This window comes from Lentzea sp. NEAU-D7 (genome assembly GCF_026242055.1).
Classification (GTDB): Bacteria; Actinomycetota; Actinomycetes; order Mycobacteriales; family Pseudonocardiaceae; genus Lentzea.
In genome coordinates this window covers 566,839-589,178 of the sequence record NZ_JAPJDL010000001.1, presented here as the reverse complement: position 1 = coordinate 589,178, position 22,340 = coordinate 566,839, and the positions used below count along the sequence as shown (strand labels likewise).

Here is a 22,340-nt window from a genome sequence, read left to right as displayed (position 1 = left end):
AAGCCGAACGGACTATTGTCCTGCTGCGGCGTTCGGCCCTACATTGCGGTAACGCCGGTTACCACAAAGGGGTCCAACGATGCAGCTCCGTGCCGTGCTCGCCGCCGTCTTCCTGATGTTCAGCCTGGTCACACCCGCCACCGCCGCAGCGCCGGGGGAGCTGGTCAGCAGCCGGGAGGTGGCGTGGCACCCCGAGCCGCTCAGGTTGCTACCGGCTCCGGTGAAGGCCTACGACATCCGCTACAACTCGACGTCCGCGACGGGCACCGCCACCGTCGTGTCCGGCATGGTGCTCGTGTCCCCGCTGCCGTGGAACAACGGCCCGCGCCCGATCGTCGCGTACGCGATGGGCACGCAGGGCATGGCCGACCGGTGCGCGCCGTCGCGGCAGCTGCAGAACGGCACCGAGGTCGAGATCGCGTTCCTCGCGCAGGCGATGTTCAACGGCTGGGCGGTCGCGGTGACCGACTACGAAGGCCTTGGCACCCCAGGGGACCACACCTACGCGGTGGCGCGCTCGGAGGGTCGTGCCCTGCTGGACGTGGCGCGGGCGGCGAGCGGCATCCCCGGCCTGTCCGCGGACGCGCCGATCGGCCTCTTCGGCTACTCGCAGGGCGGTCAGGCCGCGTCGGCCGCCGCCGAGCAGTGGAAGTCCTACGCGCCCTCGCTGAACGTCGTCGGCGTCGCCGCGGGCGGCGTGCCCGCCGACCTGAACGCGGTCGCGAAGTTCAACGACGGCAACGCGGGCTCCGGACTGGTGTTCGCGGCCGCCGCCGGCTACGCCCAGGCCTACCCCGAGCTGCCGTTGGCGTCGGTGCTCAACGCCCGCGGTCAGCAGGTCATCGACCAGATCCGCGAGTCCTGCGTGGCCGAGATCGCCCTGGTGGCACCGTTCACGCGGCTCAACGCGCTGACCACGCGGCCGGACGTCATGCTGGACCCGTTGTGGCAGAACAGGTTGAAGGAGAACACGCTCGGCTCGGTGAAGCCGGCCGCGCCCGTGTACCTCTACCACGGCACGCTGGACGAGCTGATCCCGTTCAGCGTCGGGCAGAAGCTGCGCTCGCAGTGGTGCTCGCTCGGAGCCGACGTCCAGTGGACGCCGCTGCCGCTGCTCGGGCACATCACCGCGGTCAGCGCGTGGGGCTCGAACGCGATGACCTGGCTCGGCGACCGCTTCGCCGGGCGGAGCACGCGCCCCAACTGCTGATCACGGCGGCGGCGAAGGCCGGGAACCAGGCCGGTGGCGAGAGCCCGGCGTGCGCCAGCGCGTCGAGCTCCTGAGCGCCGAAGGACTGCGAGGTCTCACCCGCGCCCGTGTGGCCGACCGCGCCGACCTGCCGAAGGTGGTCGACGGGCTGTGCAGGCTCCACGAGTCCATGACGGGCCCGAACGCCGTCACGGTTGCTGTGGGTGGAGGCCGCGACCAATCCCCAGGTGCGGCAGGCGTTGTTGCGCGGGCGGGCCACGACGGCGTCGATGCTGATCCCGGCCCTCGCCGCCTCGGCCGGGGTCGGCGCCTGTGTGCAGGGTCTGTTCCTGCAGCAGTGCGCGCGGGGCGAGGCGATCGACCCCGGCCGCTGGTGGAGATCATCGTCCGGGGTGCCCTGGCGGAAACCGGCGCCGGAACGTGAAGCCCTCCGGCGTCGGGCCCTGCTCCTTCACCAGGTCGAGCTTCGCGAGGCCCTCCTCGGTCGTGGGGCGGTACCCGGCGGGGACCCACCACATCACGTCGAGCACGCTCTCCGGCTCGAACCACTGCCGGGTGCGCTTGACCGCTTCGAGGTGCACGCCGCTGAACGCGAAGGCCCACAGCGCCTCGACCGACTCCCACACGCTGAGGTTGTAGGCCTCCCGCATCGGATCGCGCCCCAGCCGGACGAGATCTTTCGCCATCCGCTCCGAGGTCGGGCTCTCGCGCGTTGCCGGGAGCCTGCTGCGCCAGGTCGTTGATCGCCTCGATCCTGCTCGTGAACCCGCGCATCCTCCAGTGGTCGAAAGCCCACAGCCCGGTCGAGTTGTTGGCCTGCGCCAGGTGGAAGGCTCCCATGCTCCTACTTTGGCATGATCGAACGATGCGATGTGTGGTGCTCGACGACTACCAGGGTGTGGCGCTCGCGAACGCGGACTGGTCCGGCCTCGACGTGACGGTGCTGCGCGACCACCTGGACGACCCGGCCCCCGAGCTGGCCGAGGCCGAGTGCGTCGTGATCATGCGCGAGCGCACCCCGTTCACCGCCGAGCTGTTCGCGCGGCTGCCCCGGTTGCGGCTGCTGGTCACGAGCGGCATGCGCAACGCCGCGATCGATCTGGACGCCGCTCGCGCGCACGGAGTCACGGTCTGCGGCACCGGCAGCGCGAAGACCCCGCCGGCAGAGCTGACGTGGGCGTTGATCCTGGGGCTCGCCCGCCACCTCGTCGTCGAGAACGCGGCGTTCCGCGCCGGGGGCCCGTGGCAGAGCACCGTGGGCGTCGACCTGGCCGGGAGCACCCTCGGACTGCTCGGGTTCGGCCACCTCGGCACGGCGGTCGGCCGTGTCGGCAAGGCGTTCGGCATGGACGTCGTCGCCTGGAGTCCCCACCTGACCTCCGAGCGGGTCGAGGCGGAGGGCGTGCGCCTCGCGTCCGGACTGCACGACCTGCTGGCCCAGAGCGACTTCGCGTCCGTCCACCTCGTGCTCGGTGACCGCAGCCGCGGCCTGGTCGACGCCGCCGCGCTCGCGTGCATGAAGCCGAGCGCGTTCCTGGTCAACACCTCGCGCGCCGCCATCGTCGACCAGGCCGCGCTCCTGGAGGCGTTGCGCGGCAACAAGATCGCGGGCGCGGGCCTCGACGTCTTCGAGACCGAGCCGCTGCCGGTCGCCGACGAGCTGCGGTCGCTGCCGAACGTGCTCGCGACCCCGCACCTCGGCTACGTCACCGCGTCGAACTACCGCACCTACTTTCAAGAGGCCGTTGAGGGCATTCACGCCTTCCTCCGAGGAGAGCCCGTCCGGGAGCTGACCCACTCACGGTAGGTGTCTCGTACTCCGGACGGGTGATTGGCTGCGACCGCTGGATCCAGGGCTAACGCCGTCTTCTGGCGGGGCGACTACCCGGTCGTGGCACAGGTGTGTCCTGTGTCACTCCTCATCGGAGCTACTGACCTGGCAGCGAGGCGTCGGGGGCCACGCCGTCGAGAAGGCGGGTCGGCCATGCGGTTTTCGCGGAGCGGCAGGCGGGCGATCGCGGCGGTGACCAGCGGCGCGCTGGCGCTGTTCGGGTTCGTCGTGGTCAGTCCACCGGCGGTGGCCCAGGCACCGGACGTGCAGAAGATCCTGGCGGGGATCAGCGCCTTCGGTGACTTCTCGAAACAGCTCGCGAACGTCGGCAGGCTGGGGGAGGCGCTGCCGCTGCTGGGCGTGAGTCCCGGCGCGGCGCTCGGCTTCGGCGATCTCGTCGCCAAGACGGTGCACGACCCGTTGAAGGACAAGCAGAACTTCCCCGACCTCGCGGGCACCTACCAGCTCGGCGACAGCAGGCCGGGCACCCTCACCGTGCAGACGAGCGACACCAACGGCATCAAGCGGGTCGACGCCGCGCTGCACGTGACGACGGTCGCGGACAAGCAGCCGATCAGCGTCGCCGACCCGTCGGTCAGCTTCACGACGTCCGGGGCCGTGGACGTGACGTTCACGCTCGACGCCAGGTTCCACTTCGCCTACCAGGAGTCCACCGGCTCGTTCTGGCTCGTCAAGGACGGCGACTCGCCGAAGTTCAGCGTGGGCGCCAAGGGCGTGCTCGACCCGGACGCCGTGCCGTCCGCGGGTTTCGGCATCCTCGGCGTCGACCTCGACAAGGGCGCCAGCCACGTCGCGGTCGACACGAACATCACCGCCTTCGCCGACGACCCCAACGGTGACGGCAGGCTCACGGAGATCACCGAGCCCGGCGCCGCGGCGGGCCTGTTCCACATCGGGCTCGGCAACCCGGCCGGCAAGGTCGACGCCAGCCTCGAGTTCACCTCCCAGCAGCTCGCCGGAGCGAACGTCGGCGGCCTCACCGGCACGATCGCCGTGCAGTGGCCGGACATCGCGAGCGGCACGCCGTCGATCACCGTGACCGGCCCGGACCTGGCCCAGCTCACCCGCTTCACCACGCTCGGCCCGCGCGACCTGCTCGAAGGCCTGAGCCACCTGGTCAGCTCGATCGACGCGGTGCAGCGCGCCCAGTGGGGCTCGACGGCCGACCCGGTCGGCAACGTGAACCTGCCGTTCATGCGCGGCACTGTCGCCGACGCGGTCAAGGCGGGCGGCGCGCTCGCGAAGTTCGTGGACGACAACGTGTTCAAGCCGGAGGAGGACCCGGCCAAGGCGGGGCTGCCCAAGTTCAGCTCGGTGCAGGAGCTCTTCACCAAGCTCGACACCGGACCCATCGCCGTGTCCGGCGTGAGCTACCGCGACGACGTGAAGAAGCTCGAGTTCACGCTGACCATGAAGCAGGACGCGCCGAACGACGGCCGGCCGCTGGACGTGGTCGCGAGTCTCACGTCGGGCCAGGGCGACGGCGTCACCTACACCGCCACGACCCTCAAGCACGTCGGCAAGGCCAAGCCGTGGACCGCCGACGCGTTCAAGGGGCGCATCGTGTCCGCCGGCACCTCGCAGGGTGTCGTGAAGGGCAACACCGCCGACGAGATCACGCTCGAAGAGGGCTGGCAGGGCGGCATCCCGGCGGACAAGTCGCCGTACAAGGTCAACGCGCCGGACCCGATGACCGGCCAGGTCACGTTCGGCGACGTCTTCGCGGGCAAGGGGCTCAAGGGCGCCAACGCGTTGAACGCCACCGCGACCGTGAAGCCGTCCTACGAGGCCAAGGCGACGCTGGTGCTCGACCTGCGCGACCCGATCAAGGGTGACGCGTGCAAGTCGCTCGACCCGGACGCCGCGGCCACCGGCTGCCCGTTCGCGGACAAGAACCCCGACGGCACCACGACCCTCGTGTCCAGCCTGCCGCGCACGCCCGACCGGTTCCTGCTGCGCACCGGCGGTCAGCTGCTGCGCGCGAGCGCCCCGGTCGACACGAACGTCGACGTCAACGGCAGCGTCGGCTACCTCAAGGTGCACATGTCGGGCGAGCTGCACATGTCCACCAAGGACGGCGCGACCGACATGCTGTCGATCAGCCTGAAGAAGGTCGGCGACGCCGACGGCGACCTGCCGCTGTCGCAGATCTTCGCCAAGGTCGTCGACAACCCGCAGACGCCCGCGCTCGAACCGGAGAACCTGCTCACCGTCGCGGTCGGCGCCAAGGCCACGGCCACGGTGAAGCTCGACGTGCCGGGCATCCAGGACTTCTTCGGCGGGCCGGTGCAGGTCGGCGTCACCATGCCCGACATCACCGACCCGGCGAACATCCAGTTCACCGGCCTCGACGCGCTCGACAAGGCCAAGGCGTTCGACTTCGACCCGAACAACCCGCGCGCGATGTTCGGCCAGATCATCAAGGCGCTGCAGGTGCTCAACGGCTCGCTGCGGGCGGTCGACGGTGACGGCGAGGTCAAGACCGCCATGACCTCGCCGCTGCCGGTCGTCGGCAAGTCGCTGTCCGAGCTGCTCGGCAGCGCCGACGCGGGGACCGGTGCGTACGGCAACACGACGATCAACGGCGTGAACGTGGGCTTCCTCCGCGACGACACGAGGACCGGCGACAAGGCGTTCGGTCCCGACTTGAAGGGCCGGGCCGTGCTGGTCGGCACCCAGGTCGCCGTCGTCGCGGCGGCCGATCCGGCCAACAACCGCGTGCTGCTCGCCGGACCGTGGAGCCAGGTGCCCGCGAACGGCACGGCGTACGCGTTCCGCAGCCCGCTGGAGGACGCGGTCGACAGGCTCACCGCGGCACCGCCGGACTACCTGCAGGACCTGGTCACGCAGCTGAACGCCGCGCTGCCCACCGGCAGCGGCATCTCGTTCGCCTACCAGGTCGTCGACTCGAAACCGTCGATCGTGCTCAAGGTCGACGTGAAGCGGAAGGTCGCGACCTCGCAGCCGGTCCGGTTCTCGTTCACCGACGACAAGGGCACCGCGCGATCACTGGTCGGCGCCGAGGGAGAGGCCACCGCCAGCCTCGCGCTGACCGGTTCCACCAAGATCGGCTTCGTGCTGCCGCTGGAACCCGGCGACGGACCGGCGAACGCGGGCGGGCTCAAGGTCCTGCCCGACTCCACTGTGGACATCACCGCGCACGGCGGCATCACCGGTGTGGTGAAGTCCTCGGTCGGGCCGTTGTCCATCGCCCTCGGCAACCCGAAGGGCCCGGAAAAGGCCGTCGCGAACGCGCACTACAACGCGCACCTCGGCTTCAGCGGGCAGAACCCGGTGTCGTTGAGCGACTTCGTCAAGGGCGTGCAGCTGACCCTCAACGGCGACAACCAGCCCGTGACCTGCCAGGGCGACCCGGCACAAGGCACCGACCTCGCGCTGTGCGCGGTCATGCCGGTGTTCGTGAGCTCCGACAACGTCAACTGGACGAAGCTGTCGAGCCCCGGTGACTCGTTCATCGTCCGGTTGCCGCGTCAGGTCGCGGATCTGGACCAGGCCTTCTCGTTCAGCCCCGACCTGCCCGGCGGCGTCAAGCGGTTCGAGATGCCCACCGACCTCGGGCAGAAGATCCTCGACGCGCTGCTGGACTTCTCCCAGTTCGGCGATGGTATCGAGAAGTACCTGGCGATGATCGAACGCGCCCTGCGCACGGCCGCGTTCGACGGCAAGCTGCCGCTGGTCGGCGACGACGTCCAGCAGGGAGCCGACAAGTTCGGCCAGCTGCGCGCCAAGATCCAGGAGGCGATGACCAAGCTGCCGGGCGGCGGCCGGGTGAACAACACCGGCGAGCTCACCACGTGGGTCAACGACCACCTCAAGCCCGCGGTCGGCAGTGCGGTCTCCGTCGGCTTCACCTGTGACGCCACGTTGCAGCCCGCGACCGAGGCGAAGGCCACCGCGCAGGGCACGGCCGGGGCGAAGAAGTACGTCTACGGCGTCGTCGCGAGCGCCCAGGGCAAGGACGCGCCACCGGCCCTCGCCGAGGTGACCAACGGCGCCGATCCGCTGACCGGCGACAACTTCAACCGGATCACCTGGAAGAAGTCGCAGTACGCCACCGGGTACAAGATCATCCGCAAGACCGACCCGAACGCGAACGACTGGGTCGTGATCAAGGGCGACCTGGGCGCGGACGCGGTCCTGTTCGACGACAAGAACACGCCCAACGGCCCCGCGTACGTGCCGGCGACGACGAACCCGAAGCTGACGGACTGCCCGGCCGCGGCGTCGCTCGCGGACATCACCGGCGCGGCGTTCACGTTCGACGTCTGCGACGGCGACGTCTTCGGCAACGACTGCGACAAGGAGACTCTTGCGCTGGAGAGCCCGCTGGACATCGGCATCCCCGGCCTGTCGCTGAAGGCGGCGCCGGGCGCGCCGGAGATGAAGGCGGCGCTCGCCTACCACCTGCACGTCAAGGCTGGCGTCGACAAGAGCAGCGGCTTCTACGTGGCGACCAAGGACGGGCCGAACCCCGAGCTCGGCGTCAAGCTGAGCTTCACGCTGCCCGACGCGATGAAGGCGCGCCTGGCGTTCCTCGACGTGAACCTGACGCAGCACGCGGGCGGCGCGACCGACCTGTTCAACGGCATGTTCGTCGTCGACCTGCACAAGAAGGGGCAGGCGGCCTGCTACGAGAACTGCGGGCCCGCCAACGACGACCGGATCACGCTGGCCGACCTGGCCGACGTCGGCCAGGTCACCGACGTGTCGCTGAAGGCCAAGGCAGGCATCGACTGGGACTTCGACGTGAGCGCCGGTCCGCTGCCCGGCGTCAACGGCTGGTTCCACCTCAAGTGGGAGTGGAACGCGTTCGGCGGCAAGCCCGGTGACGGCACACCGGAGATCGCGTTCAACAACGTCCAGCTCAACGCCGGGAAGTTCCTCGGGCAGGTGCTGAAACCGATCGTCGAGAAGATCGCGCTGTTCACCAAGCCGGTCCAGCCGATCATCGACCAGCTCTACGCCCCGATCCCGGTGTTGTCGGACCTCTCGCGGGCAGTGGGCGGCGGTGACGTCAACCTGGTCACCATCGCCAAGGAGTTCTCGACGATCGCCGGCGGGCCGGAACTGGAGTTCGTGGACAAGGTCCTGCGCGCGATCCAGCTCATCGGCAAGATCAGCCAGAACGGCGGGGCGATCGACATCGGCAGCTTCGCCGTGCTCGGCGACAAGGCGAAGACCACGACCAACTCGCCGGACAACGCCGCTTCCCTGATCGACACGAACAAGATCGACCTCGCGCCGGGCGACCTGGCGTCGAAGATCGACGCGTCGGCCGGTGGGGCGAAGGTCGTGTCCGAGGGCGAGGAGGGCAACAAGGCGGGCTTCACGTTCCCGATCCTGAAGGAGCCCGCGAAGCTCTTCGGCCTGATCATGGGCCAGGACGTGGACCTGGTCCGGTTCGACTCGGGACCACTGCGCCTCGGCTTCTCCTACAGCCAGTCCTTCGGCCCGGTGTACGCGCCGCCGCCGGTGCTGGTGACGATCTCCGGCAGCGCCTCGGTCGAGGCGCGGTTCCGGGCGGGCTTCGACACGTTCGGCATCCGCAAGGCTGTCGAGTCGGGCAAGCCGGCGTCCGTTCTGGACTCGATCTACCTGGTCACGCAGGACGAGTCCGGCAAGCCGCTGCCCGTCGTGACGTTCCGCGGCGAGCTGGCCGCCGGCGCGGCGGTGAGCGTGGTGCTGATCGAGGTCGGCATCAAGGGCGGCGTCGCGCTGACGATCAACCTCACCTGGGCGGACCCGAACAACGACGGCAAGTTCCGGTTCTTCGAGTTCTCCAAGGTGGCGCTGAACAACCCGATGTGCCTGTTCAACATGGACGGACGCCTGAGCCTGTTCCTGAAGGTGTACATCACCCTCGGGTTCTCGATCTTCAGCGTCTCGTTCGACTTCACGCTGGCCGACATCACGTTGCTCGACTTCTCCGTGAAACCCGACTGCTCGCCACCGCCACCCGTTCTCGCGCACAAGGCCGGCACGACGCTGGTGCTGCACATGGGTGACAACGACATCGGCAAGCGCGACCACCCCGCGTGGACCGCGAACGACAACGAGGAGAAGTGGACGATCACCCAGCTCGTCAAGGACGGTGGCGGGTTCGACGGCTTCGCCGTGAGCGCGCTGGGCTTCCGCGAGGAGTTCCGCGACCCGAACCTCACGAAGGTGGTCGGCAACGCCACCGGCGACGAGGGGAAGCGGATCATCGTCTTCCAGGGTGACGGCGACAAGAGCGGCGCCGTGAACGACGCCAAGGCCGAAGCCCAGCCGTTCGACAAGGACGTCGAGGTCACCGGCGGTGACGGCGACGACTCGGTCAAGACGGGCATCGGCAGGTCGGTCGTGCACGGCGGTCCCGGCAAGGACCAGATCACGACCGGTGACCTCGCGGCCGCGTTCGGCGGCAAGGGAACCGCGACGGTGACCGGTGGCGACGGCGACGACGTGATCACCGTCGGCGGCGCGGACGACACCGTCGGCGGTGGCGCGGGCAAGGACCGGATCGCGGCCGGCCTGGGCAAGAACCGGATCGACGGCGGTCCCGACGACGACAACATCGGCATCGCGTCCGACAGCCCGCTCGCGGAAGGCAAGGCCGACCCGCCCGCGCACCTCGTCGCGCAGGCCAACGTGATCATCGGCGGCACCGGCAGCGACCGGATCTCCGGTGGCTCCGGCGGCGACACGGTCTACACCGGTACCGAGGTGCAGACCGGCGTCGACGAGCACGGCCCCGCGGACAAGGGCTTCAACGGCGACAACAACAAGGACGCGATCAACGTCGTGGACACCGGCACGGGTTCGGACACCGTGTACGGCAGCCAGGGCGTGGACTTCGTGACCGGTCACTCGTTGAAGGAGCAGGTCGACGACATCCGCGGTGGCGGCAACAACGACGTGCTGACCGGCGGCTACGGCAAGGACAAGGTGTACGGCGGCCCGCACGACGACTACGTCATCGCGGAACCGTCCGATGTGGGCGACGTGACCGGCAGCGGTGTGTTCGGTCCGGTGCGCAACGTCAAGCACCGCGTGTTGCCCGCCGGTGTCACGCCGTCGTCGAAGCTGCTCGTCGGTGGCTACGGCAACGACCACGTCATCGGTGGTGACGGTGGCGCGGAGGTCTTCGGCGACAAGTTCGCCAACCCGTGCACGCCGCCGAGCGACAACCCCGTGTCGGCGCCGCCCGCCGAGCCGGATGACGCCGACGACGGGCGCGACCTGATCACCGGTGGCACCGGGGTCGAGATCGTCGCCGCCGGTGGCGAGGCGGACAACGTGGACGCCAGGTCCGCCAAGGACCGGCTGTGCGGTCAGCTCGGTGACGACGTGCTGGCCGGAGGCAACGACGACGACACGATCTACGGCGGTGGTGGCAAGGACCTGGCCTACGGCGACGCCGGTGTGGACGACATCTACGGCAACAACGACGACGACACCCTGTACGGCGGCGCCCAGGACGACGTCATCGAGGGCAACAACGGCGTCGACCGCGCGTTCGGTGGCGCGGACAACGACCGCGTCATCGGCGGTACGCGCAAAGCGGGAGAGCCGGACGTCGGCGACTTCCTCTACGGCGACGCGGGCAACGACGTCGTGATCGGTGACAACGGCGTGGACGGGCCGTTCGACCTCGACGGCGCGAACGCCGGTGCGGGTGGTGCGGACTTCGTCTTCGGTGGTGACGGCGACGACCGGGCGTTCGGAGGTCTCGCGCACGACGAGGTGTTCGGTGGCCCGAAGGACGACTACCTGGAGGGCAACAACGCCGACGACGTCGTGCACGGTGACGCCGGCGAGGACCGGATCATCGGCGGCAGCTCCGAGGTGGCGGCGAACGCCGGTCGCCCGGACACCGGGGACAGCCTGTTCGGCGACTCCGGTCCCGACCTGATCGCGGGTGACAACGCGGTTCTGTCCCTCGTGGACGGAGCGCAGGCCACGCCGGTCACGCTCGGACGAGGATTCGCCAAGGCGCACAAGGTCGCACTGCTCGACCTCGGCTACACGCCCGCCGCGGGCACGTCCGGCAAGGACAAGATCAGCGGTGGTGACGACCCGGACGTGATCTACGGGCAGGGTGACGAGGACGCCATCACCGGTGACGGCTCGGACGACTACGCCGAGGGCGGCCCGGCCCGCGACGAGATCGACGGCAACGACGGCCAGGACGACCTCGTGGGCGGCAGCTCGACCGAGGACTCGCCCGGTGTGGGCCAGCCGGACGCGGGAGACGTCATCCACGGCAACAACGCCCAGGACGTCGTGCTCGGCGACAACGGCGTGCTCGTGCGCGGTGGGACACCGCACCGGGTCGTGCAGGAGCGTGGCATGACCGCACGGGCGATCTCCCTGTACGACCTCGGCCTCACCCCGCGCGCCGGCTCGTCCGGCCCGGACCAGGTGGACGGTGACGACGCCAACGACGTGATCTTCGGACAGGCCGGTCCCGACCGGCTGAAGGGCAACGGTTCCGACGACTACGTCGAAGGCTCGCAGGGCGTCGACTGGATCGAGGGCGACGAGGGCGACGACGACCTCGTGGGCGGCAACAGCACCTCGCTGTCCGGTGCCGGTGACACGACTGCCGGTCAGCTCGACGCGTCGGACGCGGTGTTCGGCGGACCGGGCAACGACGTCGCCATCGGCGACAACGGCGTCGTGCTGCGGCCTGCGCAGGGGGAGACCCCGACGCGGGCGACGATCCGGCTCGCTCCCTCCGGTGGAAACCCGATGGCGCAACGGATCGTGCAGCGCTACGACCTGCAGGCCGGTCCGGCCGACCGGTTCGGGGACGACCGGATGTCCGGCGGCTCGGGCGTGGACGTCCAGTGGGGCCAGGACGGCGGGGACTTCCTCACCGGCGACGGCGACGCCGACTACCTGGAGGGCAACGGCGGCGGCGATGTGCTGCGCGGCGACCGCGGGCTCGGCTCCCCGTCGTCGGAGACCACCGTGGTCCCGTTGGACGACGCGGACTGGCCGGGCAGCTCCAGCGGGCCCGACCAGCTGGTGGGCACCGCCCCCGACGGGCAGGACGACATGATCGGCGGCAGCACGATCCAGGGCTTCCGCGACGGTGGCGACGCGTTCGAGGGCAACGGCGAGGACGACGTCCAGCTCGGGGACAACGGCTCCCTGAAGCGCACGCCGCAGGGCCAGCCGGGGTCGATGACCGAGCAGGTCTACACCGAGCGCTACAAGTCCGGTGCGGTGCCTTCGAACGCGACGGTCTCGCGGGTGGCCGACATCGGTCCGTCGACCAGGTTCTGCACGACCGCACAGGCCACGTGTGAAACCGGTGGAGCCTTCGGCAACGACACGATGTTCGGCAACGACGGCAACGACGGCATGTGGGGTCAGGACGGCAACGACACCATGCACGGCCAGAACGGCGATGACGACATGTACGGCGAGCTCGGCGACGACGTGATGTTCGGCGGCGACGGCGAGGACGCGATGCTCGGTGACCGCGGTGGTGTGGTCAACGAGCACATGAACGCCAACGACGTGGCCGCGCGTGGCTTCACGGTGAGCCTGAACTCGGTGCCGCAGGAGTCCTACACGGGCTTCCGCGCCGGCTCCTACGACCGGAGGGCCGACCTGCTGCACGACGTCAACGGCGACCAGTTCGTCGGCGGCCCGGCCGCACCGGCCATGCCGCACGACGGCATCGCCGAGGGCGGCAACGACCGCATGCGCGGCGGCCAGGGCAACGACAACATCCACGCCGGGTTCGGCGACGACCTGGTCAACGCCGACAGCGGCGGCGACCGGACGTTCGGCGGCGACGGCGCGGACGTGCTGTGGGGCGGCAAGGGCTGCGACCAGGTGGTCAACGCCCAGACGCCGGACTGCCTCACGAACGGCGTGTTCGACGCGTCCTCCCGCGGCACGAACGACAGGTTCCTGGACCACACCTTCGGCGGCGTCGGTGGTACTTCGCCCGCCTCGCAACAGGGTGCGCTCGGGTCCGACGTGCTCGACTTCAACCCGCGCGGCTCCTACCCCGGCAACTGCGCGCAGGGCCTGTGGCCGCAGACGCTCGGCGACGGCGCGGTCGACCCGTGCCTGTGGTTCGAGATGACCGAGAAGACCAACGACAACCCCGCCGTTCCCGCGACGCTGGCCGACAACCAGCACCACGACGGCACGGACTGGATCTACGGCGGCTGGGACCGCGACGTGCTCCAGGCCGACCGCGCGCAGAACGGCCCGAACCCCGGTGACCGCCTGATCGACTGGGCCGGCGCGTACAACCTGTACACGCACTGCCCGGCCTCCTACGGCGGTTACAACGACATCCGTCAGCGCAGCCCCGGCATGGAGGTGTTCCTGCAGAAGCTGGCGTGGGGCTCGGGCGCCGGGCAGACGGCCGGCGACGTGACCACCAGCGGCACCTCGGCGTTCCGCGAGCTGGCGCTGGTCTACCCGTCCGACAACAACCAGCACGGGATCGGCCCCGCCTATCCCACGACACCGGGCCACTTCGACTCGCCGGTGTCCTGCACGGACTGAGAACGAGCGGGGGCATCCGGAGCGCGGGTAGCGGCTCCGGGTGTCCCCGCGCCGGACTGACAGGAGGTCGGCGATGAACGACGCCGGACTGGTCGTGGTCACCGGTGCGACCGGGCGCCAGGGCGGCTCGGTCGCGCGGCACCTGCTGGCCGACGGCTGGCGGGTGCGGGCGCTGACCCGCGACCCCTCGTCGCCCGCGTCCGGCAGGCTCGCCTCGGCGGGGGCCGAGGTGGTGCGCGCCGACATGGCGTCGCCCGGCTCGCTGCGTCCCGCCTTCGCGGGCGCGCACGGGGTGTTCAGCGTCCAGAACCCGATGACCAGCGGCCTCGACGAGGAGGTCCGGCAGGGCCGTGCGGTCGGTGACGCCGCGGCTTCGGAGGGCGTGCGGCACGTGGTGTACGCGTCGGCGGGCCCGGGAGTGCCGGGAACCGGTGTGCGGCAATGGGAGAACAAGCTGGTGGTGCGCGCCCACCTGGAGTCGCTCGGACTGCCGCTGACCGTCCTGCGCCCGATGGCGTTCATGGAACTGATGACGGACAAGGACTTCTACCCGCCGGTGTCCATGTGGCACCTGATGCCGAAGCTGATCGGCGCGGACCGGCCGCTGCTGTGGTTCTCGGCCGGCGACGTCGGCGCCGTGGCGGCCAGGGTGTTCGCGGAGCCGGACCGGTTCGTGGGTGCGGACCTCCCGCTCTGCGCGGACGTGCGGAGCGTCGACGAGTGCCGTGCGCTCTGGCGGGAGACCCGCGGTCGTCCGCCGCGGGGCTTCCCGATGCCGGTCTGGCTGTTCCACCGGTTCGTCGGCGAGGACCTGACGAGGATGTGGCGATGGCTGCGCACGAATCCCGTCACCGCGGACATCGCCGCGACGAGGGAGATCGTGCCGGCCGCGCGCACCGTTCGCGAGTGGCTGGTGCAGCGAACCTACTCGTAGTAAGTTCGGCGGCATGACGCCGGACGCCTCCGCGCACATCGACGTCGCTGCCTCGCCGCAGCGAGTTCTCGACCTGGTCAGCGACCTCCGCGGGCTGAGCGGATGCGCCGAGGAGTACTCGGGCGGCAAGTGGCTGAACGCCGCGGGTCCGCAGGTCGGTGCGCGGTTTCGCGGCATCAACAAGCGCGGCTGGCGGAAGTGGCCGACGACCTCCACGGTGACCGACTGCTCCGCGACCCGGTTCGCGTTCGAGGTGAAGTCGCTCGGGATGCCCGTGGCGCGCTGGCAGTACGACATCGAGGAGACCGGTGACGGCTGCCGCGTCACCGAGTCGACGTGGGACCGCAGGCCCGGCTGGTACGTGCCGTTCACGATGCTGGCGACCGGGGTCAAGGACCGCGCTGTGACGAACCAGCGCAACATCGAGGCGACGCTGGAGCGGTTGAAGCGCGCTGTCGAGTCTGTCTGACGACCAGGCGGAAAACGAGCAAAGCGAGTCCGCCCAACAGGACCACCGGCCTTACCGGTATTGCTCGCGATTCCACGCGGCCACCCACCACCCGGCCGATTCCCGCTACACCGCACCAAAGTGCCCCGCACCCCGGAAAACGCACGCTGACCAGCAAGATCACCACTGCCGCGAAAACCTTAAAAGCATTTAAAAACAACAAGGTCCAGCCCGTTTTGAACCCCGTCCGTGACCTCCCCGTAGTCATCGGTACAACACCGTTCGACCCCCCGAGGAGACACAGAATGGGCGCTCGACACCGCAAGCCCGCCATGATCGGCGCGGGCGCCGTGCTGGCGATCGCGGCTGTCGCCGGTGGCATCTTCGCCTTCAGCGGCACCAACTCGAACGCGGCTGAGGACTGCGGCGGGCTGGACACCGCCCTGCAGAACAACCTGAACTTCATCGCCGGTCAGCAGGCGAACCCGGACGCGCAGTCCGACGCTCGCATCCAGAACCGCCAGCAGGTCGTGAACCTCATCAACCAGCGGCGTGCGGCGGCCGGCTGCGGCAACGACGTCCAGGCCAAGCCCGAGGCCGGGCAGGCCGCCACGTCCGGTGAGGACTGCGGCGGGCTGGACAAGGCGCTGCAGAACAACCTGAGCTTCATCGCGGGCCAGAAGGCCAGCCCGGACTCGCAGTCCGAGGCGCGCATCGCGAACCGGCAGGCCGTGGTCGACCTCATCCAGCAGCGACGCAAGGCGGCGGGCTGCAAGGGTGACGGTGGCGCGGCCGACGCGGGCCAGGGCAACGCGGGCCAGGGCAACAACAACGCCGGCAACCAGCCCACCGCGCAGCCCTCCGCCCAGCCCGACGCGAACCAGGGCGACAACGGCGCCACCGGCCAGCAGGTCTGCAACGGCTCGACCGTCACGCTGTCCGGTGAGGGCGGCGCGCCCGCCGCGTCCAGCGGCACGTTCCCGATCGGCACCACCCTCAAGGTGACGAACCTGGACAACAACAAGTCCACGACCGTCAAGGTGGCGTCGGTGTCCGGCAGCTGCGCGCTGCTGAACAACGCGGCCTTCGAACAGGTCCGCGAGCCGGGCAAGTTCCTCATCCGCAACGCGCGGATCGAGAAGATCGGCTGATCTGTCCACATCGGACGGCACGGCGGGCGGGTGTTCCCTTCGAGGCGCGGGGGAACACCCGCCCATCGCTGTGCGCGGTCACCGGGAATAGTGATCTCGGTGTGGTCAGGCGCCCGTCCGGGGTGAGACCTTGGGCGTCGTGACAGAGAAAGCGACGGCACCGTCTGTCCTGCGGAACACGGCGTTCCTGCGGCTGTGGACCGGCACCACCGCGTCGGGGCTCGCGATGTGGGCACTGCCGTTCGTGCTGGGCCTGGCCGTGCTCGAACGGTCCATCACGGCCGTCGAACTGGGTGTCGTGCTGGCCACCAGAACGGTGGGCTTCCTCGCCGCGGTGCCGATCGCCGGTGTGTTCGCCGATCGGCACTCACGACGCAACGTCGTCTTCTGGTCGTGCCTCACGGCCGCGGTGATGACGCCCGCCATCGCACTGGGCATGGGCAGGTCCCTGCTGCTCATGGCGGCGGCCGCGACGATCGTCGGCGCGGGGCAGGGCGCCTGCCGGCCCGCGTTCCAGGCGCTGGTGGCCGAGGTGGTGCCGGAGGCCCAGCGGCAGCAGGCCAACGCGGCGACCACGCTCGCGATCAGGGTGACGACGCTCGTCGCGCCGAGCCTGACCGCCCTCGCGGCGCTGCTGACCGACGCCAAGGCACTGCTGGCGGTCACCGCCGTGCTGTGGCTCGTCGCCACGCTCGTGCCACCCGCCGGGAAGGCCGCACCGGTCCGGACCGAGGCGCGCGCGGGCTTCACGGCCGAGTTCCTGGAAGGCCTGAGCGAGGCACGCCGCCACCCGTGGCTGCTGTCCGGGCTGGGCGCGCTGACCGCGATGATCGCCTTCGGCTACTCCGCCACGGCCGTCCTGCTGCCGGTGGTGAGCCGGGACCGCTACGACACGGAGGCGGTGCTGGCGGCCGCGACCACCGCGTACACCATCGGCGCTCTCGCGGGCGCGACGCTGATGGCCCGCTGGCGGCCGCGGGCGCAGGGCTGGGCCGCGCTCGCCGGGCTGGCCTGCTACGGCCTCATCCCGCTGGGCCTGCTCCTGCCGGTGCACGCGTTCGTGCTGGTCGCGGTGTACGCGGTCGCGGGTGTCGGGATCGAGCTGTTCAACGTCCCCTGGTTCACCGCGATCCAGCGCGAGGTGGAACCGGGCAAACTGGCCCGTGTGTCCTCGCTGGACTTCCTGCTCTCCTACGGCCTGGCGCCGGTCGGCCTGGCCTTCATCGCCCCGGCGATCGACCAGTTCGGCGTGAGCGCCGTGCTGGGCGTCTGCGCGGTGGTCTGCTTCGCCGCCCCCGCGGCCGCCGCGCTGGTCCCGTCCTCCAGGGGGTTCACCAGGTCCAGCTGAAGCCGCGGACACCGGGCCGCACGTCCAGGGCCACGTCCAGCAGCGTGCGGCCGGGCGTGACAGCGGACCCGTCCGCGAGCTGCGTGACGGAGCTCGGAGGGGTGCCCTCGAACGTCACCTCCAGCACGTACTCGCGCGTCGGCAGCCGGAACTTGCGCTCGTAGTTCGTCGCGGGTGGACACGGGTCCTGGTTCACCAGCTCGTGCTCGATCACGACGCTCTCGCCCTTGCGCAGCGGCCGTTCGAACAGCAGCTCCGCGACCAGCAGCCCTTCGGCGGGCTCGCGGACCACCTGGCCGACCGTGCAGTTCTTCAGGGCGCTGACCCGCGGCAACGGCCGGTCGTGGTCGTCGACGTGCATGATCACGACCCACCGGTCGGGCCCCGTCATCGACGCCGACAGCACCTGCCGCGACCGGAAGACCCGCTCGGTGCGGTCCGCCCCGATCGTCACGAAGTCCTGCTGGCTCACGCGCAGGAGCTGGTCGTCCCACTGCGTGTCGAGGCCGTTCAAAGCCCGCTCGACGGGCGTCTGAGGGGACCAGAACGCGGACATCGGTGCCGGGGCGTTGCGCAGCCAGCGGCCCCGCGGGCGCGGCGGGCCCAGGAGTTCCGAGAGGTGGCCGGGCGGCAGTTGCAGGATGTGTTCCAAGTGGACGACGGCCTGCAGCGACTTCTGCCGCTCGGGACGGCTGCGGCCCGTCTGCCAGTAGCTCAGCGTCGCCATCGAGACGGACACGCCGTTCTGGGAGAGGTGTTCGCGCAGGCGCTCGAGACCGAGACCGCGATTCGTGATCGCCGTCCGGAGCGCCTGCGCGAACTCGTCCACGCTGGTCACGCTAATGCATCTGCACGTCGGGCTGCAGCCCTCCTGACGGCTGGTACTGCCGGTAGGTGACCTGCCGCCCGTCCATCACCAGCTCGACCTCGACCGTGTCGGGGAACGGCGGGCCCATCGGGCGCAGCAGCACCGGCTCGTGGCCTTCCTGGTGGATCCGGACGTTGACGCTCTGCTGCGTCGCGATCAGGTGTCCGAGCAGGTCACGGGCGTTGGTCCAGCCGTTGTTCTCGGCCGCGTCGGCGTGCATGTGCCAGTTCTGGTTCTCCACCAGCGCCCCGTACAGGTGGCCCTGGTGCATCGGCCTGCCGACGGAGTAGTCCGCCACGGCCTTGGTCACGGCCTGGTGGGTGGCGGCCAGGCCGACGACCTGCTGGCGCAGCGTGATCGGATCGACCCCGCGGGCCTGGCCGACGACCGCGTACAGGCCGTTGGCGGTGACCTGTGGCGTGGGCTGGCGGACCAGCAGGTCCTCGTTGAGGAACCGCAGCTGCCGCCGTGCGGTGCTCACGTGGTCGGACGCCACCAGCCCGTGGGCCGCGACGACCTTCTGGTCCTTCTGGATGCCCGCCTGCAGCTGCTCGAACGGCGCGGGCATCGGCGCGGACACCGCCGGGTTCATCCGGTTCTTCTGCGGCGCGCCCAGCTGCGTCTCCATCTTGCGCGGCGGGTTCCACGTGTTCGTGGTCTGCCCGTTCGCCGGCGGCAGGAACGGCTCCACGACCGCGTGCTGACCGGTGGCGAGGCGCTCGCGCTCGTCGGCGAACTTCGTGCCAGCCTTGGAGGACTTGCCGTCGAGGAACCGCTCCGACACGTTCGGCAGCGCGGTGTGCGACTGCGGCAGCTTGCCGTCCTTGAGCAGCCCGTAGGCGATCCTGGACAGGTCGGTGCCGGTGTCGCCCGCCACGAAGTCGGTCGTGAACGCCTGGCCGCGCACCGGGTGCCGGTTGTTCTGGACGTCCACCCTGGCGCGTTCGGTGGCGGCGTCCATGTCCGCGGCGTCGGCCGGGGTGTGCAGCTTGGCGAGCTCCGCGGCGTAGAACCGGTTGAGCGACTGGCCGAGCTGCCCGAACTCCGCCTGGCCCTCGCCGAACCGCACCGCCGGCTCCGCCAGCGGCACGAGGCCGTCGACGAAGAGGTTCGGCTCCGGCGTGTAGGGCAGCAGCGGGTGGATGCCCTGCTGGGTCCGGCGCGCGTGCATGTCCGCGTCGATCACCTGGACGAACCGCTGGTGGAAGTCCGGCTCGGCGAGCTTCGCCCGCAGGACCTCCTTCTGCGCGTCCGTGGTCTTCGCGTCGCCGTCGATGCGCGCGAGGACGTCGGCGTGCAGCTGCTCCGGCGTCACGGCGACCCGGTACCCGCCGCCGATCATCAGCGGCCGGGACGGGTCGCCGGCGTCGTCGCCGACCGTGCCGTCGACGAGCTGCGTGACGTGGTCGAAGACGTGCCTGCCCTCGCGGGTCGTGCGGTCGCCCGCGTCGAAGTCCATGACCGCGACGTACGGGTGCGTTCCGGTGGCCGCCAGCGCGGTCACCGCGAACAGGTGCGCGTCGCTGTCCAGCGTCGCGTTGCGGGTCTCGCCGAACTTGAAGCCCCTGGGTCCGTGCGGAACGCTCACCAGCGCGACAGGTTCCGCGCGGCCGTGGACCGACGGGGTCGCGGCGGCGATCCCGGCGTCGATCTCCGCCTGCGTCGCGCCGTTCACGCCGAGCACGAACGCCACGCGGCCGTCCACGTCCTGCGCGCCGGCCATGACACCGTTGATCACGTCGTCGAGCTGGCCGAGCTCGCTCGCCCGCACGATCATGCTGACCACGAACGACGGCTTCTCGTTCGCGGCGATGCCCTCCTGCGTCCGCTGCAGGTAGTTCTCCGCGGTGATCCGCGTGAGCGGGTGTCCCTGGGCGAGGTTCTCGTACGCCGCGTTGTGCACGCCGTTCTCGTTGAACGGGGTGACCTCCGGCTCGGTCATCTCGATCTCGACCTCGTTGTCCTCGATGGACAGTTCGGCGAGCTCCTCGCGGGTGCGCTTGGCGGCGTCGCCCGCCGGGTCGGACTCCAGGTGTTCGTTGCCCCGCTTCGGCATGTTCGGCGGGGGCAGCTCGGAGTCCTCGACGGCGGCGGGCTGCGGCGGGTTGTGCGTCTGCAGCGCGGCCATCCGGTCGGAGACCAGCTGGAGGTGGCGCGGCTTCAGCGCGGCGTCCGCCGCGTCGATGCCCTGGGTCATGGGGGAGTTGTCGTTGACGACGCGTCCCCTGCCGTCCTGGTGCTGGAAGATCGGCTTCACGTCGCCGGTCTCCAGGTACTCGTCGCGCAACCCGAGGAAGTGCCCGACCTCGTGCGCCAGTCGCCGCGAGTCGGTGTCCGCCGGCCAGGTGAGCTGGTTGGCCCGCCCGCCGGGGTCGTCGGTGACGTTGATCGTGGCGTGCGCGTCGGCGGGGTTGCCGGTGAACTCGACCGTGACGTGGAACTGTTCGCCGCTGGGCAGCCGGTAGCCCTGGTTGAACAGCTCCTCGACGCCCGCGCGGGTGCGGTCCTGGACGTCGGCGGTGCCGTTGTCCAGGTGCAGCCGGACGGTGAAGTCGCGGACCGGCACGCCGTCGACGTCCAGCACGCGGTTGTCGTAGGCGATGGGACCGCGCCAGGCCTTCATGGAGATGCCGTGCGGGCCGACCTTGGTGGAGTCGAGGACACCGCCGTCCTCGCCGCGGACCCAGCTGGTGGCCGGGGTCGTGGCGCGGACGTCCGCGATCGCCTGCGAGGACACCGGGTTCCGCGGGTCGAACCACGCCGCGCTGGTGTCCGTGCTGTGCAGCGGGCTCGGGTCGGCCGGCGGCGTGTGGGACACGGGCGCGTCCACCGGGGGAGCGGACGGCGCCGAGTCGTCGTCGACCATGCCGTCGCCCTGCAGGTGTTCCTTCAGCTCGGTGATGAGCTCCGGCGTCACCTCGACGCCCAGTGCCGCACCGAGTTCCGCGCGGTTGTCCGTGACGGCCCGGGTGAACTGCTCCGGGCTGACAAGGCCTTCCGGCACGAGCATCGACTTGGCCAGCACCTGGTGCACCCAGAGCGCCTGGCTGTAGGAGTCTTGGCCGTAGACCGGGATGTCACCGATCGAGTCGGACAGCGGCGGCGCGCCCATCACGTCGATGAGCGCGATCTCCTGGGCGAAGTTGAACGCCCGGTTGTAGCCCTTCTCGTGGTTGAAGATCTCGGAGGCGATCCTGGCGGGGTCCGCCGCGAACGCCGGGCTGTTCTCGAGCGTGTTCCACAGCTGATGCGACCAGTCGTCGAACTTCCCGTGGCCGTGGTCGCCGGCGAACGCCTCGATCTGCTCGCTCTCGATGATCGGCCGCTTGAACTCCGCGTTGAACGCCTTCGTGACGGCCTCCAGCCCGTGCTCGTCGATCAGCGCCGCGACCTCGCCGGAACGGGAGTGCAGGACCACCGAGGCACGCAGCAGGTCCATGCCCGCCTTGTGGTCCAGGTACTTGTTCGTGTTCTGCGTGAGCTCCGCCTCCACCTGCTTCATCAGCGGGGTGGCGTTCTGCATGGCGTCGTCGGTCAGCGCCACGAGTGCGGTCTCCGCCGCGCTGCGGGGTGCCGGGGCCGACGGCGGCGCGGGCTCGGCGGACGGTGCCGGGTCGTCGTCGACCATGCCGTCGCCCTGCAGGTGCTGCTTGAGCTCGGTGATGAGCTCCGTCGTCACCTCGACGCCCAGTGCCGCACCGAGTTCCGCGCGGTTGTCCGTGACGGCCTGGGTGAACGCCTCCGGGCTCACGATCGCGTCGGACGGGATGACCTTCGCGTCGCCCAGCACCTTCTGCACCCACAACGCCTGGCTGTAGGGGTCGGTGCCGTAGACCGGCGTGGTCGCGATGGAGTCCGTCAGCGGCGGCGCGCCGACCAGGTCCGCGAACGCGGTCTCCTGGGCGAAGTTCGTGCCGCGGTTGTAGCCCTTGTCGTGGTTGAAGACCTCGGCCGCGACCCTGTCCGGGTTCGCGCTGTAGGACGGCGTGT

Annotated in this window: 9 protein-coding genes; 7 read left to right on the top strand and 2 right to left on the bottom strand. The window is 70.3% G+C overall.

What is annotated here, in order from left to right:
- Window positions 1-79 precede the first annotated feature (79 nt).
- Complete coding sequence (locus ORI60_RS02305) at window positions 80-1,210, top strand: lipase family protein (RefSeq protein WP_266033431.1); 1,131 nt, start codon at window positions 80-82, stop codon at window positions 1,208-1,210.
- A 380-nt stretch (window positions 1,211-1,590) separates the two neighbouring features.
- On the opposite strand, the gene ORI60_RS02300 is transcribed toward ORI60_RS02305, so the two are convergent.
- On the bottom strand, window positions 1,591-1,896 hold the full coding sequence (locus tag ORI60_RS02300) for a DUF3291 domain-containing protein (protein ID WP_266033429.1): 306 nt from the start codon (window positions 1,894-1,896) through the stop codon (window positions 1,591-1,593).
- Window positions 1,897-2,075: 179 nt separating this feature from the next.
- Here ORI60_RS02300 and ORI60_RS02295 point away from each other — a divergent pair, with 179 nt between their 5' ends.
- The 6 genes from ORI60_RS02295 to ORI60_RS02270 all read left to right on the top strand — a co-directional run bounded on the left by ORI60_RS02295 (window position 2,076) and on the right by ORI60_RS02270 (window position 17,482).
- A complete protein-coding gene (locus tag ORI60_RS02295; protein ID WP_266033426.1) occupies window positions 2,076-3,017 on the top strand; it encodes a D-2-hydroxyacid dehydrogenase family protein in 942 nt (313 codons plus the stop codon).
- Window positions 3,018-3,194: 177 nt separating this feature from the next.
- The gene (locus tag ORI60_RS02290) at window positions 3,195-13,601 is read left to right on the top strand and encodes a calcium-binding protein (RefSeq protein ID WP_266033424.1); all 10,407 of its coding nucleotides are present in this window, start codon (window positions 3,195-3,197) and stop codon (window positions 13,599-13,601) included.
- 73 nt (window positions 13,602-13,674) lie between these two features.
- Complete coding sequence (locus ORI60_RS02285; protein WP_266033422.1) at window positions 13,675-14,535, top strand: NmrA/HSCARG family protein; 861 nt, start codon at window positions 13,675-13,677, stop codon at window positions 14,533-14,535.
- A gap of 13 nt (window positions 14,536-14,548) precedes the next feature.
- On the top strand, window positions 14,549-15,004 hold the full coding sequence (locus ORI60_RS02280) for an SRPBCC family protein (RefSeq protein WP_266033420.1): 456 nt from the start codon (window positions 14,549-14,551) through the stop codon (window positions 15,002-15,004).
- A 518-nt stretch (window positions 15,005-15,522) separates the two neighbouring features.
- Complete coding sequence (locus ORI60_RS02275) at window positions 15,523-16,134, top strand: hypothetical protein (protein WP_416234352.1); 612 nt, start codon at window positions 15,523-15,525, stop codon at window positions 16,132-16,134.
- 139 nt (window positions 16,135-16,273) lie between these two features.
- Window positions 16,274-17,482 carry an MFS transporter gene (locus tag ORI60_RS02270; RefSeq protein WP_266033418.1) on the top strand — a complete coding sequence of 403 codons (1,209 nt, stop codon included), beginning with the start codon at window positions 16,274-16,276 and terminating at the stop codon, window positions 17,480-17,482.
- Here ORI60_RS02270 and ORI60_RS02265 read toward each other — a convergent pair.
- On the bottom strand, window positions 17,466-18,311 hold the full coding sequence (locus ORI60_RS02265) for an XRE family transcriptional regulator (RefSeq protein ID WP_266033417.1): 846 nt from the start codon (window positions 18,309-18,311) through the stop codon (window positions 17,466-17,468). The two genes, ORI60_RS02270 and ORI60_RS02265, sit on opposite strands and share 17 nt — an antisense overlap.
- Between the last annotated feature and the right edge of the window lie 4,029 nt (window positions 18,312-22,340).